Here is a 13,903-nt window from a genome sequence, read left to right as displayed (position 1 = left end):
TCCACTTACTGTTATTTCTATATCTTCCCTTTTTTATTACATTATCATTCAAGAAAATATGTCATTGCATGATATATGTCCATATCAAACAATAGCTCATTTGCATATTGTATGTTGTATCTTAAAATAAAAGGAGGAAATAACAATGGGCTTCGCACATGGTAATGGATTTGCGCTATTAGTCGTATTATTTATCCTCTTAATCATCGTCGGTGCTGCTTGCTTCTGCTAAGTAGCTACTGTCATATGATATGTGGATGAAAAAACTATAAAAGCGGACACCTATTTTTAGGTGTCCGCTTTTCATTTTAAAACCATTTCCGACTGCTATAGTAACTTAAATGGCTAAATATTCATCTCAAAAGGTTAACAATGTGGCTACTTTCTTACTCTCTGCCTTACGTATATGACGCTGTTCTGCACGTAACACAGCAATACGATGTAATTCTTTCTCTTCTTCTGTTTCAGGGATAACACGCGGTACTGGAACTGGATTATTTTCCTTACTAAGTGCCACAAAAGTAACGAATGACGTTGCCGCTATACGCTTCTCACCTGAAATTAAATCTTCAGCTACTACCTTCACAAACACTTCCATCGAAGTTCTTCCCGTCCAAATTACGAAAGATTCATAACTAACACAATCTGAAGAACGAACAGGATGTAAGAAATCGACCCAGTCCATAGATGCTGTGACACATTCCTTTCTCGAATGTCTGGATGCTGAAATAGAAGCAACCATATCCATCTCCGCTAATATCTTCCCACCAAATAGCGTGTTATGATCATTTAAATCTGTTGGGAATACTCGGCTCGTTTTGAACACCCTTGACTCATTGGCTGTTTTCCCCTTTACTTCTGTCATTGTTATCACCCCTTTAATGATTTATCCCTAATATTTCAATAATCACTATACTAAATGAACTACACGTTTAATATTAACAACATTCAGAACTTTTAGTCCACAAAAAAGAACCGATTTTATCAATCGGCTCCTCTAAATACATATTGTTCTTTCGGCTGTTCAACTTTATTCCATTTTGTTACTTCTAATACAGGAATATTCGCATGAAACGGCTGATAAAACTCAGTAGTTATCTCTCCTTCTACTTGAATCCAGTCATCATTATTCCACTCTACGCCTTCTGGCTTTTTCACTAACATACCATACACACCAGAATCTGCTACGCAATGTATAATACCGAAACGGAATAAGAAGTATTGTTCTTTTTTAGAAGAATCATCCCTAAAAACAAACCCTTTAAAAGATAATTTTTTCCCAGTAAACTCGCCAGGATAATTATAAATTGTTTCCATACCCTTTAGGAAGTCTTCATCTTTCAAATTAATATTGTCTTTCGTAACAAACTCTTTCTTCCCTTTTTCCATTACACCACGGTATCCTTCTTTCCCGTAATAAATGCTCGTATCAGGTCTTAGAAATTGTCTTGTCATAAATGGATCCTTACTTTCTGCTTGTGCAACAGGAAAGTGAAATCCTTTCGCTTTAACAATATCCGAATCTAACGTCGCAATTGGGAAAAATAACCCTGAGATAATTGGAAAACAAAACAAGGAGTACGAAAATGCTTTTTTCCACCATGTATTCTCATCTTTTGAATGATCATGCCCGCAATGGCTATGGTCACAACTGCAATCATTTTTCTCTTTTTCCTTTTGGTGCTCTTTTTGGAAAACGACGATAATTTGTATAATCGTTAAGAAACCTAAAATAATTGCTGCTGTTGTTGATAAATAGGCATACTTCATATTGATATACTTCGTAATGTTACCGGAAATATGAAGCTGCGCAATTAATATTGTAAAACCTAATAATATATATGCTCGAAACATAACCTACCACCCCATCGCATAAATGAGTAGTGAGCTTGCATAAACAACAAGAGTAACTGTAACTATAACAACAATTACAAATTTAGTTTTAAATGTCGCAAGCATCATAAACATATTTTTAATATCCACCATCGGTCCGTAAACGAGGAACGCGACAAGTGAAGCTGTTGAAAACGTACTTTGGAACGAAGAAGCGATAAATGCATCTGCCTCTGAACAAAGTGATAATATATAAGCAAGTCCCATCATAACAGCTGATGAAGAAAACGGACCTTGTCCAATAGCAAGAAGTGTTGAAGTTTGTACAAACGTTTGTACCGCTGCTGCAATTAACGCACCTAGTACTAAATATTTTCCCATTGAGAAGAATTCCTCAACAGCGTGTGTACATACATCCCACATTTTTTTACGCAGTGGACGCTTATTATTCACTTCTGGGAAGTGATCATCTCTTAATTGATGTTCTTTAAACATAAAGGATAATATAATTCCAACGATAATGGCTACGATAATCGCTACAATAGAACGATACCATACCATGTGCATACTACTCCCAAAGGCAACATAAGTAGCAAATAATACAACTGGATTAATAATAGGTCCAGTTAACATAAATGCAATCCCTGCGTATGGTGGAACGCCTTTTCCAATTAATCGTCTTACAATCGGAACAATTCCACATTCACAACCTGGAAACAACATACCTAAAAAAGTAGCTAATAAAACAGACAGAAATCGGTTCTTCGGCATCCATTTTGCCACCATATCTTCTGTCACGAACATTTGAATGAATCCTGAAATAAATACACCAATGAGCACGAAAGGAAGTGCTTCGATCAATATGGAGATAAAAATTGTATTCATTTGCAGGAATGCTTTCGGTAATTGAAACAATTCCATGATGTATTTCCTCCAACTTTTCATTAACAATATGTAATTTTAACCCCATTTCATTAATTGAACAAGGTTTATATGGCATACATACCCTTTATATACATTACATTGTACAAGTTATATTCTATTCAAAATTTGAGATTTCATAGCAAAAAAGCTGCTCTAGCGTAGTTATATAACTATGCTAGAGCAGCTTTCTTATCGTTAAAAGTAACGTTTCTTCCAAAAAACAAAAGCTAACGTGAAAGATAGTGTTACACATATGATGAGTACAATTACAAAACCGTGGGCTTCCCCTTCAAACGGAACCTTTACGTTCATTCCAAAGAAACTAGAAACCATCGTCGGTAAAGATAAAATGATCGTAATTGACGTTAACAGTTTCATAACACTATTTAAATTATTTGATATAACGGAGCTAAAAGTATTCATCATTCCACTTAAAATGTGACTATATATTTCCGCCATTTCAATAGCCTGTTTATTTTCAATTAATACATCTTCTAATAAATCTTGATCGTCTTCATACATTTTTAAAAATGTACTATTACGCATTAACTTTTGAATTACAATTTTATTAGCCTTTAATGACGTTGTAAAGTATACTAAACTTTTCTCAAGGCCTAACAATGTGAAAATTTCTTTATTTTTCATTGACTGATTTAATTGATGCTCTAAATCAATTGTTTTTCGATTTATTTGCTTTAAGTATCTTAAATAATAAGTAGAAATCGTATATAAGAGCTGAAGTGCAAAGCGCGTCTTCTTAAACGTATAAAATTCTTTAATACGTTGATTAATAAAACGTTCAAAAATTGGATTCTCTTCTAAGCAGATTGTAACAAAACAATCCGGCATCACAATCATACCTATTGGAATCGTGTCATAAATCGAATTTCCTTCTTCATCATGTCTAACTGTCGGAATATCCACGATAATTAAAGTATTATTGTCTTCCTTTTCAATACGAGAGCGTTCTTCATCATCCAAAGGGTCTTTAATGAAATCTAAGTCTACATTTAAAGTTTGTACTAGATATTGAATTTCTTCTTCTGTTGGATGAAGTACATTAATCCAGCACCCCTTTTGCATTTCCTCAATCTCTTGTAGTTTTCCGTTTCGGTCTGTTAAATATATATTTAACATACTATCACCCCGATTCTTTTTACATGTAGGAATCTACCTCTCTTAAATCACAGTTTTTAAACCGCCATTCTCAGCATATGAAACATACGTTTAAATTTCAATAGAAAAATTATTTTGAAAACGTTTTTATAAGAAAAATATTATAAAGTGAAACTTTAATCAGTGGGGGGCTTCATCCTCACCAATTATTAGCCCTTACAAATCGGGCTTTTACGGGTTATCCGCCCCCAACCAAACTTCTTTTTTTCGCTGAATTTTGAGGTGAGGGTCTCACTGCCCGTTAAAGCGGGATAAACATAGAAAAAGACAGAGTGCTCTCTGCCTTAAAAGCTTATGTTGCCTTTATAACATATTTAGAAAGCATCCACAAGTTAAACCCGACTGAAATCGTATAGCCCGCGTATGTTGAAATGATAAAACTTACATAATCGAAATACGGAAGCAATACAATATTTAAAACTATCTTCACAATAATTCCAATCACTAGTCCTAGCACCGTCTTCTGCTGTTGATTGATTCCTTGTAGCATAGCAGCCGTTACTGTAAAAAGAGAAAATAGTATGCAAGCAGGAGCATAATACTGTAAAATGATTCTCCCCATCTCTGGATCATTTCCAGCACCGAATAAAAGAGTATATACAGGTTTGGCTAACACCATCATTCCAATTGCCGCCGGTACCGTAATTGCTACTACTAATACATTTGTTCTCGTAAAATGTTTGTACAATAGCTTCGTATTTCCTGCTGTGTAAGCTTTCGTCATCTCTGGTACGAGAGACATACTAAAAGCTGTCGCAACGGATACCGGGATAAGCACAACCATTTGAACAAGACCAATTATCGCATTAATTTTTTCCGCTTCTCCTTGCATATACCCTATTTGTATAAGTAGTTTATTAATTGTAAATGTATCAATCGTCTGATACAACGGAATTGCTAAGCCCACCACAACAAAAGGAATAGAATATGTAAAGAGCTCCTTATACAATGAGAAAAAAGATTTCGTTGTTTGTGGTATACTTTCCATCTCTTTTTTCTTTAAGTGCCTTCTCCTTCTTATATAATACGCACTTAAAACAGTTAATCCACCTACAGCTCCCATAAATGCACCGAACGTTGAAATACCAACTGCTAGCGAAACAGAAGCTTTTAAAACATATAAAACGACAAAGCTTCCTATTAAAATGGTTAAAACCCGAAAAAATTGCTCTACAACTACACTTAATGCAGAAGGCCCCATCGATTGGAATCCTTGAAAGAAGCCCCTTAATAAACTCATTACTGGCACAAGTATTAACGCAAAACTTACAATTCGAATATTAGTAGTAACCGCTCCTACACTATTCCCCGTTTGATCATTCCCATCGATGACAAGTTTAGCTAAATGCGGAGCTAGCATATATAACGTAAAACACGAAATGACTCCCATTATAAACATAAACACGATTCCACTTTTCAACACTCTCTTAACCGTATGATAATCATTCAGTTGATCATATTTTGATACCATCTTTGAAACAGCTAGCGGTAATCCCATTGTTGCTATACTGAGCATGATGGTATAAGGACGATATGCATATGTGTATAGAACGTAACCACTCGTACCGACCATCGCTGTAAATGGTATAACATATATAAACCCTAACATTTTTGATATCATCGTTGCCATCGTTAAAAATATCGTTCCACGTATAAACGGTGACCCTTTCATCACATTCCTCCGCTACGCTTTATTATTACACATTATGGACAACTCCTTTTCTTTAGAACCGAAACAAACAAAAAAAGCCAATGAAAAATCATTGACTTTAACGCGCTGCTTTTTTCTTTTTGAAATACTTTAAACCAAAGTATAGAGCAATAAAAAGAACAGCTCCTATAATTATGTAATGTGTGTAATCAGATGCATACTCTTTAATTTGTCGCCAATTCCCACCAAGTTTTTCACCTAAGTATATAAATAGAATTGACCATGGAATGATCGCTACAACCGTATAAAGTGTAAATAGTTTTAATGGCATCTTAGCTAGCCCTGCTGGAATAGAGATCGCATGACGTACTACTGGGATAAAGCGCGCAGAAAATATTACGCCTGCTCCATAACGCTTAAACCAACCTTCCGCTATGTCTAAATGATGTTTATTAATAAGTAGATATTTCCCATATTTCTCTACAACCGGACGCCCTCCGTAGTATCCAAGCCAGTATAAAAAGATTTGCGCTAAAGTACCACCAATCGTTCCGGCGATAACTGCACCCACAAAACTAATTTTACCATTCGCTACTAAAAAGCCAGCATACGAAAGTACAATTTCACTCGGGATTACTTCAATCATTAAAGCAAGAGCTACTCCAAAGTAACCTAAGCTTGCAAAAAATTGCAATAACTGATCTATTATGTTTGCTAACATGTTCTTTTTTATCTCCTTTTTTCTTCACATACCATCCCATTATTACATAAAGGCTGCAATCTGCCAATATCTTCATTTTAACAATATGTACAATTCAAGCAGGATTAATCTATTAATTTCTCTTTCTGCGGGTCCTTCATGTAGGCAAACATCTCTTTAATTTGGTCTTCTGTATTTCTAGCAATTGATAAATTAGGCAATTCATTTTCACCAAAAAACTCCACCTCTTCTGTTTCAATACTAGTTTTCTTTTCTCCACCAATAATCTCGCATCCAATGAAAATCTTATATACATGCGTCGCCGATGGAGAGGGTTGATGTTTTTCTTTATCAAATATAGCTAGTAACTTAAAATGATCTACCTCATAACCAGTCTCTTCGAAAACCTCTTTTGCTGCAACTTCGGTTGGCGTATAACCGACATCAGCCCATCCACCTGGCAATGCCCATTTCCCATCGCTTTTTTCTTTCACAAATAATAACTTTTCATTTTGAAAAACAACCGCTCTTATATCAACTTTAGGTGTTTGATAGCCTGTCTCACGTGCAAATAATTTCTCTACGACTTCCCAATCTGTTTTCGTGTAATGTGACATCATTGAAATAGAAATATCTCGTAATTGCTGGAAACGCTCAATATCATACACATCCTTAGAATACGTTAAACCCGCTTGAGCTATAGATTGTATTTGTTTTACCCAATCAATCCATTTAATCGTCATATATCCGCATCCCCATTCTCTATCAAATATATTACTTCATTTTTATTGATACATCTTTATTATACAAAAAAAAGAGATTGATAACGTTTCAATCTCTTTCAAAATTAATCTAATTCATGTAAGTGGTCTTGTATATACTTTCTTCTTTTATTTATATATTCATAAATCATATCAGCCTCTTGATCAAATGTTTCTAATTTTTCTTTCATGTATGGATCTTGTAGTAAATATGGGCGAATCAATTCACACAACCCTTCTACTTTCGGCCTCATAAACGAAACTGTGAATTGATTTTCTAATATTTCTTCCAAAATACTTCGATACTGCTTTCTAAATACAGGTATGTCTAGCAATCTTGCACTTAACGTATTATACCCTTGAATGCGAATATATTCATGATTAAGTGGTCTCCCTTGTACATCTCGCCCCCAAGTCGCATCATAATCCCACGGTATAACTTCAAATAAATTTGTTTCATCGTTATGATATAGTGCATAGTTATGAACGAAACCATCAAAGTTTTGCGTAAAAATAACTCCTGCTAACCATCGTAAATATTTATCTACATGTAGAAACTTCCCAATTTCTTTTTCATAGGCTTCCCTCGTCAAAGTATTCGCTTGAAATACAAATTCACTCAGTTGTTCTTCACTATTTTTATTCGAATATTTAAATTCATAACCCGCAAAGAGCTCTGTCTTAACATCTTTATCTCGTTCACTCATTAATGAAAAATTCGCATCATCATCTATCGCATAATAAATAGAACCACTCGGTAATCCTCTATTTTTCAAAAAATTTTCATCAACCGATTCTAACTGTAAATACACACCTTGAATTTGACCATTAATTTTTATAAATACATGTTGTGATTTTGGCGAAAGTACACCAATATCATGAAAAAAATCTAAAGATAATTTATTTCGTATGAGAGACGGATCCATAAACTCCGAATTCAAATGAAACTCTTTCGCACCTTGAAATTTTTTAGGCTTATAAAACATAACATGATAAGACTTTTTCTCAAATTCGCGAATATGAGCTCCTCGGTATACGATATCAATATCATACTTCTTTTTTCCATAAGTTAATTTTGCTGGCACTGGACTATCTGACCAAATGTCCTTTTTCAATTCCACTAAGTACATTGGATGAACAAAAAAATCATATGAAGGCAGCATGTTTTCTCATCCCTTCTCAGTTCTCTTCATTCAATGTATGCGCCTTGTCTTGTCCATACATCCGCAATCATCTATTTATATAAAATTACACTCTTGTCCTGTTCAGAAAGATGCCTACATACATATCATGTTAAGGAAAAAGAATACCTTTTCACTTTAATACATGATAAGGAGGATTTCTATGAAACGTGATATTAGAAAAGCTGTTGAAGAAATCAAAAGTGCTGGGATGGAGGATTTCTTACACCAAGATCCAAGTACTTTTGAATGCGATGATGATAAATTCACTCATCATCATTGTACAACTGGATGTAAATGTACAACTGGGGGTAAATGTCCAAGAACAAGATGTACTCGCGTGAAACATTGTACGTTCGTTACAAAATGTACGCACGTAAAAAAATGGACATTTGTTACGAAATGTACACGTGTACGTGTTCAAAAATGGACGTTCGTTACGAAAGTAACGCGTAGAAAAGAATGCGTATTAGTTACAAAACGTACTCGCAGAAAACATTGTACATTCATTACAAAATGCATACGCTTTGAAAAGAAATTTTTCTGGACAAAACGAAGTTTCTGTAAAAAATGCGAATTCTTCCCTAACAGACACGGTCACTCTTGCGATGATTCATGTGATCATGGTAAAGACTGTCACGATAGCGGACACAAATGGAATGATTGCAAAGGCGGACATAAATTCCCATCTTGCAAAAATAAGAAATTCGATCACTTCTGGTATAAAAAACGTAACTGCTAGTTTTTATACCACCCAAAAAAGGCCGTTTTGCGGCCTTTTTTACATTTATTGAAAGTGACTTATATCTGCAAATTGTTTCACTTTACCAATACCCTCTTCAAATTCTATTATGCTCAAACTGGCACTATGCATAAATGGATCATCCCACACATTTTCTATTTCAATTCCCGCGAAATGCCCTACAAGTAATTTTGCTGCTGCCGCATGAGAAACAATCAATATGTTTTGTCCTTTATGCTTCTCTAAAAGAAGCTGCATCCCTTCAATTACTCTTTCATAAACGGCCTCAAAATTTTCGCCTGATGTTGACTGAAAAAGATGTGGCTCATTCCAAAACAGATGCACTTCTTCTGGAAATTGGTTTTCTATATCCGCGATTGTTTGTCCTTCCCATATACCCATGTTGATTTCATAGAAATGCTCATCCGCTATAATGAGTATATCACGTTCCCCCTTTATTAACTCTGCCGTATGAAGTGTTCTTTCGCTCGGACTACTATAGATCGCATGGATTGGTAAATCTTTCATTCGATTCCCTAATTGTTTCGCCTGAACTATACCATTTTCAGTTAAAGCAAAATTTTTCCGTCCCTGCATTCGCTTCGCTACATTCCACTCTGTTTCACCATGCCTTGTTACATATATAGTTGTTTTCATTTCTTACTCCCCCTCACCATGTTGGTCGTAATTCCCACGGTTCAACTCTCCCTACAATCCACTCCGCTCGTTTACTTTCAATCCCTTTTATAACTCCATCAGCTATCTCTTCATGAGTAAGCCATCTTCCATATGTATCTTCTAAAATAAAACCTAAAATAATTCTATGATAAATACATCGCGTACTCCCTATTTTTTGTGCAGGCATACGTGATGCTTTACTACCTAAAATATGAAATAAACTATATGTTTTAGACGACAAATCTAGTTCTTTACAAATATTTGATAGTACATGCTTTGCACTTGTGTGTACCCATGCAACAACTAATGTGATTGGGCCATTTTTCTCAATTGTACTTTTAATAGCTAGCTTTACATCTTCATCATTATGATAATCTAACGAAAGGCATGTAATATTTTCTGGTGCAGAACTCATTCGCTTAACATTTTCTAATTTCACTTCATCTCGCCCGATAATAGAAACATAAAATCCTTTCTCACAAAACCACATAGAAACTTTCTTTAGCATTCCTGTTCCACCAATTACAAGTGCATGCAAATGCTATCCCTCCCTAATAAAATGTCATATGAGGTTTCTCATCTCTATAATAATTTAAACGGTCTTGCAGTGTCCCTGAGTGAAACTCAAATTTATGACCGTCAGGATCAACAAAGTATATAGATTCGCAATCTCTTACATCACGTTCTCTTCCTTGTAAAATATGAACATCATTTTCTTCTAATCGCTGTATTAGACATTTAAAGTCTTCTTGTTCAACAGAAAATGCAATGTGCGTATAAGATTGATGAATCTCATTTCTCGAAATATGCGTCTCTTCATTAAGCGCTATCCATACTCCACATATGTTAAAATAAGCCAATTTTCTTCCTTTAACTAATAATTCTCCTTCTAATACTTTTTCATAAAACATAATAGAGTTTTCTAAATTAGATACCGAAAAACAAATATGATTGATTCCCCTTAACAACTATAATTCCTCCTTATACAAATAAAAGATGAGCGAAAATTCACTCACCTTTCATTATACTATTTTTTTGTAATATATGCCCATTTATAACTGAAGTCCCCGCCAAACGTATGGTTAGCAATGCCTTTTACAAACGGCTTCTCTAAATAAGCTGTACTTTGTTGGTACGTAGGAGAAATTGCTGCGTCTTGACCAATTAAGATTTTTTCAGCTTCCGCAAGTGCATTCCAGCGTGCTTTATCATCTTTTAATAGCTCTCCTTTTGATTTCGCTACTAAATCATCATACTTCGGATTAGAATAATCCATTTCATTAAATGAGCTTCCAGTAACAAACATATCAATATAAGTCATTGGATCCGGATAATCAGGGCTCCATGCAGATAATGAGAATTCGTATTGGAATTTCTTTTCTAAATCTAGCTTCTGCTTGTATGGTTGCTGTTTCAAATTTACTTTAATACCAGGCAAGTTTTTCTCTAGTTCTTCCTTAATAAAGTCGCCTACTTTTTTCCGGCTACCGTTATCATCGTTTAGTAATTCAACCGTAATTGTATCTTGACCAAGCTCTTTCTTCGCTTCTTCCCATAATTTTTTTGCTTTCTCTGCATTATCTTTACTATCACGGAAGTTTTTATTTACAGAGCGGAAATCTTTTCCATCCGGACCTGTCGTGAATTTTTCAGGTACTAAGAAATATGCTGGCAATGAACCGTCATTTAAAATGACATCAGCAATTCCTTTTTTATCGTATGCTAAATCAATCGCTTCACGTACTTTTTGGTTTTTAAATGTTGCATTTTTTTGGTTAAAACGTAAGAAATATATGCGTGGATCTAACTTCGTTTTAAATTCATCTGGCTTATTCTTTTTATATTTATCAACAAATTCAGAAGTTAAAATAACTCGATCTGCTTGATCACTATCATATAAATTTACTCCCGTGCTTGTTTCCTTCACAATACTTACATTAATTTCGTCTAATTTTACAGTATCTTTATCCCAATAATTAGGATTTTTCTTCAACTGATAATTTTGTTCATGTTTCCATTGACTCATTGTAAATGGTCCATTATATACTAATTTATCTGCTTCTAATCCGTATTTATCTCCTTGCTCTTTCACATATTTTTCATTTAATGGGAAAAATGTAGGGAACGACGTAAGCTCAAGAAAATAAGGTGCTGGTTGCTCTAATTCTACTACCAACGTTTTATCATCCTTCGCTTTAACACCCAATTGATCTGCTGGTAATTCACCTTTATTTACTTTCTGTGCATTTTTCACATCAAATAAAATGAATGCATATTCTGCCGCTAATGCTTTATCTAATGTACGTTGCCATGCATATACAAAATCTTGTGCTCGAACTGGATCACCATTTGACCATTTCGCATCACGTAATTCAAATGTATATGTCTTTTTATCTTCACTAATCTTCACATCTTTTGCCATACCTGGTGTTGGTTTATTATCTTTATCTAGACGATATAAACCTTCCATTGCATTTACAAATACACGGAAAGATACAGAATCCGTTGATTTAGATGTATCCATTGAAGGAATTTCAGCTGTTTCTAGCAAATTTAAAACTTGTTTATCGGCCATTCCCTTATTCGATTCTTTCTTCGTTGTCGAAGCCTTCTCACCATTCCCACATCCTGCAACCAATACACTTGTCGTTAACGCAAGTGCAGCAATTGTTGTTGTCTTTCTCTTCATTCTTCCTTCCCCCAATCTATATGTATAAGTTAAATCCTATATAATATATTTCATTATACAAAAGATTCTGATTATTTTAAATATTTATTTTAACAAACATAGAAAAAAGCGATCGGAAATTTCTTTCCAGCCGCTTTCTTGAATAGCATTTACTTGTAATCCATCCTCTATATCAAATGGATTTTGAACTTTAAATATTTCTTCCATCAGCTTCAAAAACTCTTCTTCAGTTTTAGATTCACCATTAACCATAAGTGAGTATGGTTCCACTTCACCTAATTTATAATCGACAACAAATTGAATCTTCACCTTTTGTCTTGGCGTTCCGGTGTTATATCCTTGGAATTCTACTAATTCTAACCCTTCCGTTCCACGATAATATATCCAACCTGAATTTTGAAAATAATTTTCGAAAGATTCACCTATTGAAAAGAAAGGATATTCATAAAGCGAGCTTGTACGAACCTTTTGAATAACGTCTCGATCAGTCGGAAAAAAGAAATGACTAAAAAATATGCTAGCAACTGCTAAAATAGTAACAATTGTCGCTCCCATTTTGCTCGTTCCGCCGCTATCATTGATTAGATAGTTTTCAACTGATTTATCTTTTATTTCTCTTGCTTTTATTCGGTATATACGTCTTTCCGCAAATTGATAGTATAATCCATTTGCAAAAATCCCCATTCCAAACAGAATAAAAATGAGTAATAAAAACGTAAGAGGCACCATATTAATGATTGGCAACGCTACATTAAATCCCATATAATACGAAAATGCATCACACGCTACTAATAACAACATAAATAAAGCAGCTGGTACATAATACTTACGATATCCTAGCCAGCCTATATTGAAAATAGCAGCCCAACCATTCCAGCTCCACCTAGCAATCCGCTTATTCTCAAGATCCCATTTCCTTTTGTAATACGGATATTGTCTCCCTACATATACTTCCAGTTCTTTATCTATTAACGAGCTACCTTCCTCTTGTTCATTATCCAAGTTTCGCTGACAACTTGCACAATTTAACTGTTCCTCCTCGCAAGGTTGCCCACAATTTATACATTTCAAAACAATCCCTCTTCCCATCCATACGTCATTTCAAAATACCTTCGTGTTTTAATAACCACTCTTTCCTCCATAAACCCCCAGCATATCCAACAAGCTTTCCACTCTTTCCTATTACACGGTGACATGGAACAATTATTGAAATTGGATTCCGACTATTTGCCCCTCCTATTGCCCGTACAGCTTTTATATTTCCAACTTTCTCTGCAATATCTAAATATGAAGCACTTACGCCGTATGGAATAGTATAAAGTGCATCCCATACATTTTTTTGAAATGCTGTTCCCTCCGCAGACAGCGGGACCGTAAACTCTTTTCTTTTCCCTTTAAAATATTCATCTAACTCATTTATACATTGTTCTATCATTTCATTTTTATTTTCTTCTTGTCGTTCATCAACAAATATAACAGACGTAATTCCTTCTTGATTCGCTGTAATTTCAAGCAAACCTAATTCGCTTTCATAATAAGCCTGGTACATATGCCATCCTCCAATTCAG

Annotated in this window: 16 protein-coding genes; 2 read left to right on the top strand and 14 right to left on the bottom strand. The window is 34.7% G+C overall.

Features of this window, described 5'->3' with window-relative positions; genetic code table 11:
• Window positions 1-145: 145 nt before the first annotated feature.
• Window positions 146-232 (top strand): YjcZ family sporulation protein, encoded by an 87-nt coding sequence (locus tag V6946_RS10345; RefSeq protein WP_000505094.1) that lies wholly within the window; start codon window positions 146-148, stop codon window positions 230-232.
• A gap of 126 nt (window positions 233-358) precedes the next feature.
• Here the strand turns inward: V6946_RS10345 and V6946_RS10340 are convergent, their stop codons facing one another.
• The 8 genes from V6946_RS10340 to cotH all read right to left on the bottom strand — a co-directional run bounded on the left by V6946_RS10340 (window position 359) and on the right by cotH (window position 8,208).
• Complete coding sequence (locus V6946_RS10340) at window positions 359-865, bottom strand: acyl-CoA thioesterase (protein ID WP_000141164.1); 507 nt, start codon at window positions 863-865, stop codon at window positions 359-361.
• A gap of 119 nt (window positions 866-984) precedes the next feature.
• Window positions 985-1,854 carry a TIGR03943 family putative permease subunit gene (locus V6946_RS10335; protein ID WP_000488043.1) on the bottom strand — a complete coding sequence of 290 codons (870 nt, stop codon included), beginning with the start codon at window positions 1,852-1,854 and terminating at the stop codon, window positions 985-987.
• Window positions 1,855-1,857: 3 nt separating this feature from the next.
• Entirely contained in the window at window positions 1,858-2,754 is an 897-nt protein-coding gene (locus V6946_RS10330; protein ID WP_000418716.1) for a permease, read from the bottom strand.
• A 198-nt stretch (window positions 2,755-2,952) separates the two neighbouring features.
• Window positions 2,953-3,894 carry a magnesium transporter CorA family protein gene (locus V6946_RS10325; protein ID WP_000932389.1) on the bottom strand — a complete coding sequence of 314 codons (942 nt, stop codon included), beginning with the start codon at window positions 3,892-3,894 and terminating at the stop codon, window positions 2,953-2,955.
• Between the two features lie 331 nt (window positions 3,895-4,225).
• The gene (locus V6946_RS10320; protein ID WP_000678845.1) at window positions 4,226-5,605 is read right to left on the bottom strand and encodes a polysaccharide biosynthesis protein; all 1,380 of its coding nucleotides are present in this window, start codon (window positions 5,603-5,605) and stop codon (window positions 4,226-4,228) included.
• A gap of 97 nt (window positions 5,606-5,702) precedes the next feature.
• Window positions 5,703-6,305: a DedA family protein gene (locus V6946_RS10315; protein WP_000880691.1), complete on the bottom strand. Its 603-nt coding sequence runs from the start codon at window positions 6,303-6,305 to the stop codon at window positions 5,703-5,705.
• 104 nt (window positions 6,306-6,409) lie between these two features.
• Window positions 6,410-7,027 carry an NUDIX hydrolase gene (locus V6946_RS10310; protein ID WP_000153583.1) on the bottom strand — a complete coding sequence of 206 codons (618 nt, stop codon included), beginning with the start codon at window positions 7,025-7,027 and terminating at the stop codon, window positions 6,410-6,412.
• A 104-nt stretch (window positions 7,028-7,131) separates the two neighbouring features.
• Window positions 7,132-8,208, bottom strand: coding sequence for a spore coat protein CotH (gene cotH / locus V6946_RS10305; RefSeq protein ID WP_000938001.1), 1,077 nt, complete (start codon window positions 8,206-8,208; stop codon window positions 7,132-7,134).
• Between the two features lie 181 nt (window positions 8,209-8,389).
• On the opposite strand from cotH, the gene exsB reads away from it, so the two are divergent.
• On the top strand, window positions 8,390-8,968 hold the full coding sequence (gene exsB / locus V6946_RS10300) for an exosporium protein ExsB (RefSeq protein WP_000817498.1): 579 nt from the start codon (window positions 8,390-8,392) through the stop codon (window positions 8,966-8,968).
• 45 nt (window positions 8,969-9,013) lie between these two features.
• Here the strand turns inward: exsB and V6946_RS10295 are convergent, their stop codons facing one another.
• The 6 genes from V6946_RS10295 to V6946_RS10270 all read right to left on the bottom strand — a co-directional run bounded on the left by V6946_RS10295 (window position 9,014) and on the right by V6946_RS10270 (window position 13,884).
• Window positions 9,014-9,625: a phosphoserine phosphatase 1 gene (locus V6946_RS10295; RefSeq protein ID WP_366981756.1), complete on the bottom strand. Its 612-nt coding sequence runs from the start codon at window positions 9,623-9,625 to the stop codon at window positions 9,014-9,016.
• Between the two features lie 13 nt (window positions 9,626-9,638).
• Window positions 9,639-10,184 (bottom strand): short-chain dehydrogenase, encoded by a 546-nt coding sequence (locus V6946_RS10290; RefSeq protein WP_000543106.1) that lies wholly within the window; start codon window positions 10,182-10,184, stop codon window positions 9,639-9,641.
• A gap of 13 nt (window positions 10,185-10,197) precedes the next feature.
• Window positions 10,198-10,614, bottom strand: a complete 417-nt coding sequence (gene fosB / locus V6946_RS10285) for a FosBx1 family fosfomycin resistance bacillithiol transferase (protein ID WP_000943774.1) — start codon at window positions 10,612-10,614, stop codon at window positions 10,198-10,200.
• Between the two features lie 59 nt (window positions 10,615-10,673).
• On the bottom strand, window positions 10,674-12,335 hold the full coding sequence (locus V6946_RS10280; RefSeq protein ID WP_000824278.1) for a peptide ABC transporter substrate-binding protein: 1,662 nt from the start codon (window positions 12,333-12,335) through the stop codon (window positions 10,674-10,676).
• 84 nt (window positions 12,336-12,419) lie between these two features.
• The gene (locus tag V6946_RS10275) at window positions 12,420-13,424 is read right to left on the bottom strand and encodes a DUF2628 domain-containing protein (protein WP_002023926.1); all 1,005 of its coding nucleotides are present in this window, start codon (window positions 13,422-13,424) and stop codon (window positions 12,420-12,422) included.
• A gap of 7 nt (window positions 13,425-13,431) precedes the next feature.
• Complete coding sequence (locus tag V6946_RS10270; protein ID WP_000283907.1) at window positions 13,432-13,884, bottom strand: methylated-DNA--[protein]-cysteine S-methyltransferase; 453 nt, start codon at window positions 13,882-13,884, stop codon at window positions 13,432-13,434.
• Window positions 13,885-13,903: the final 19 nt, after the last annotated feature.

Source organism: Bacillus sp. PPSBB_2 (assembly GCF_045291115.1).
GTDB classification, from domain to species: Bacteria; Bacillota; Bacilli; order Bacillales; family Bacillaceae_G; genus Bacillus_A; species Bacillus_A cereus.
Note: the sequence above shows the minus strand (reverse complement) of the source record. Positions and strands in the feature narration are given on the sequence as shown.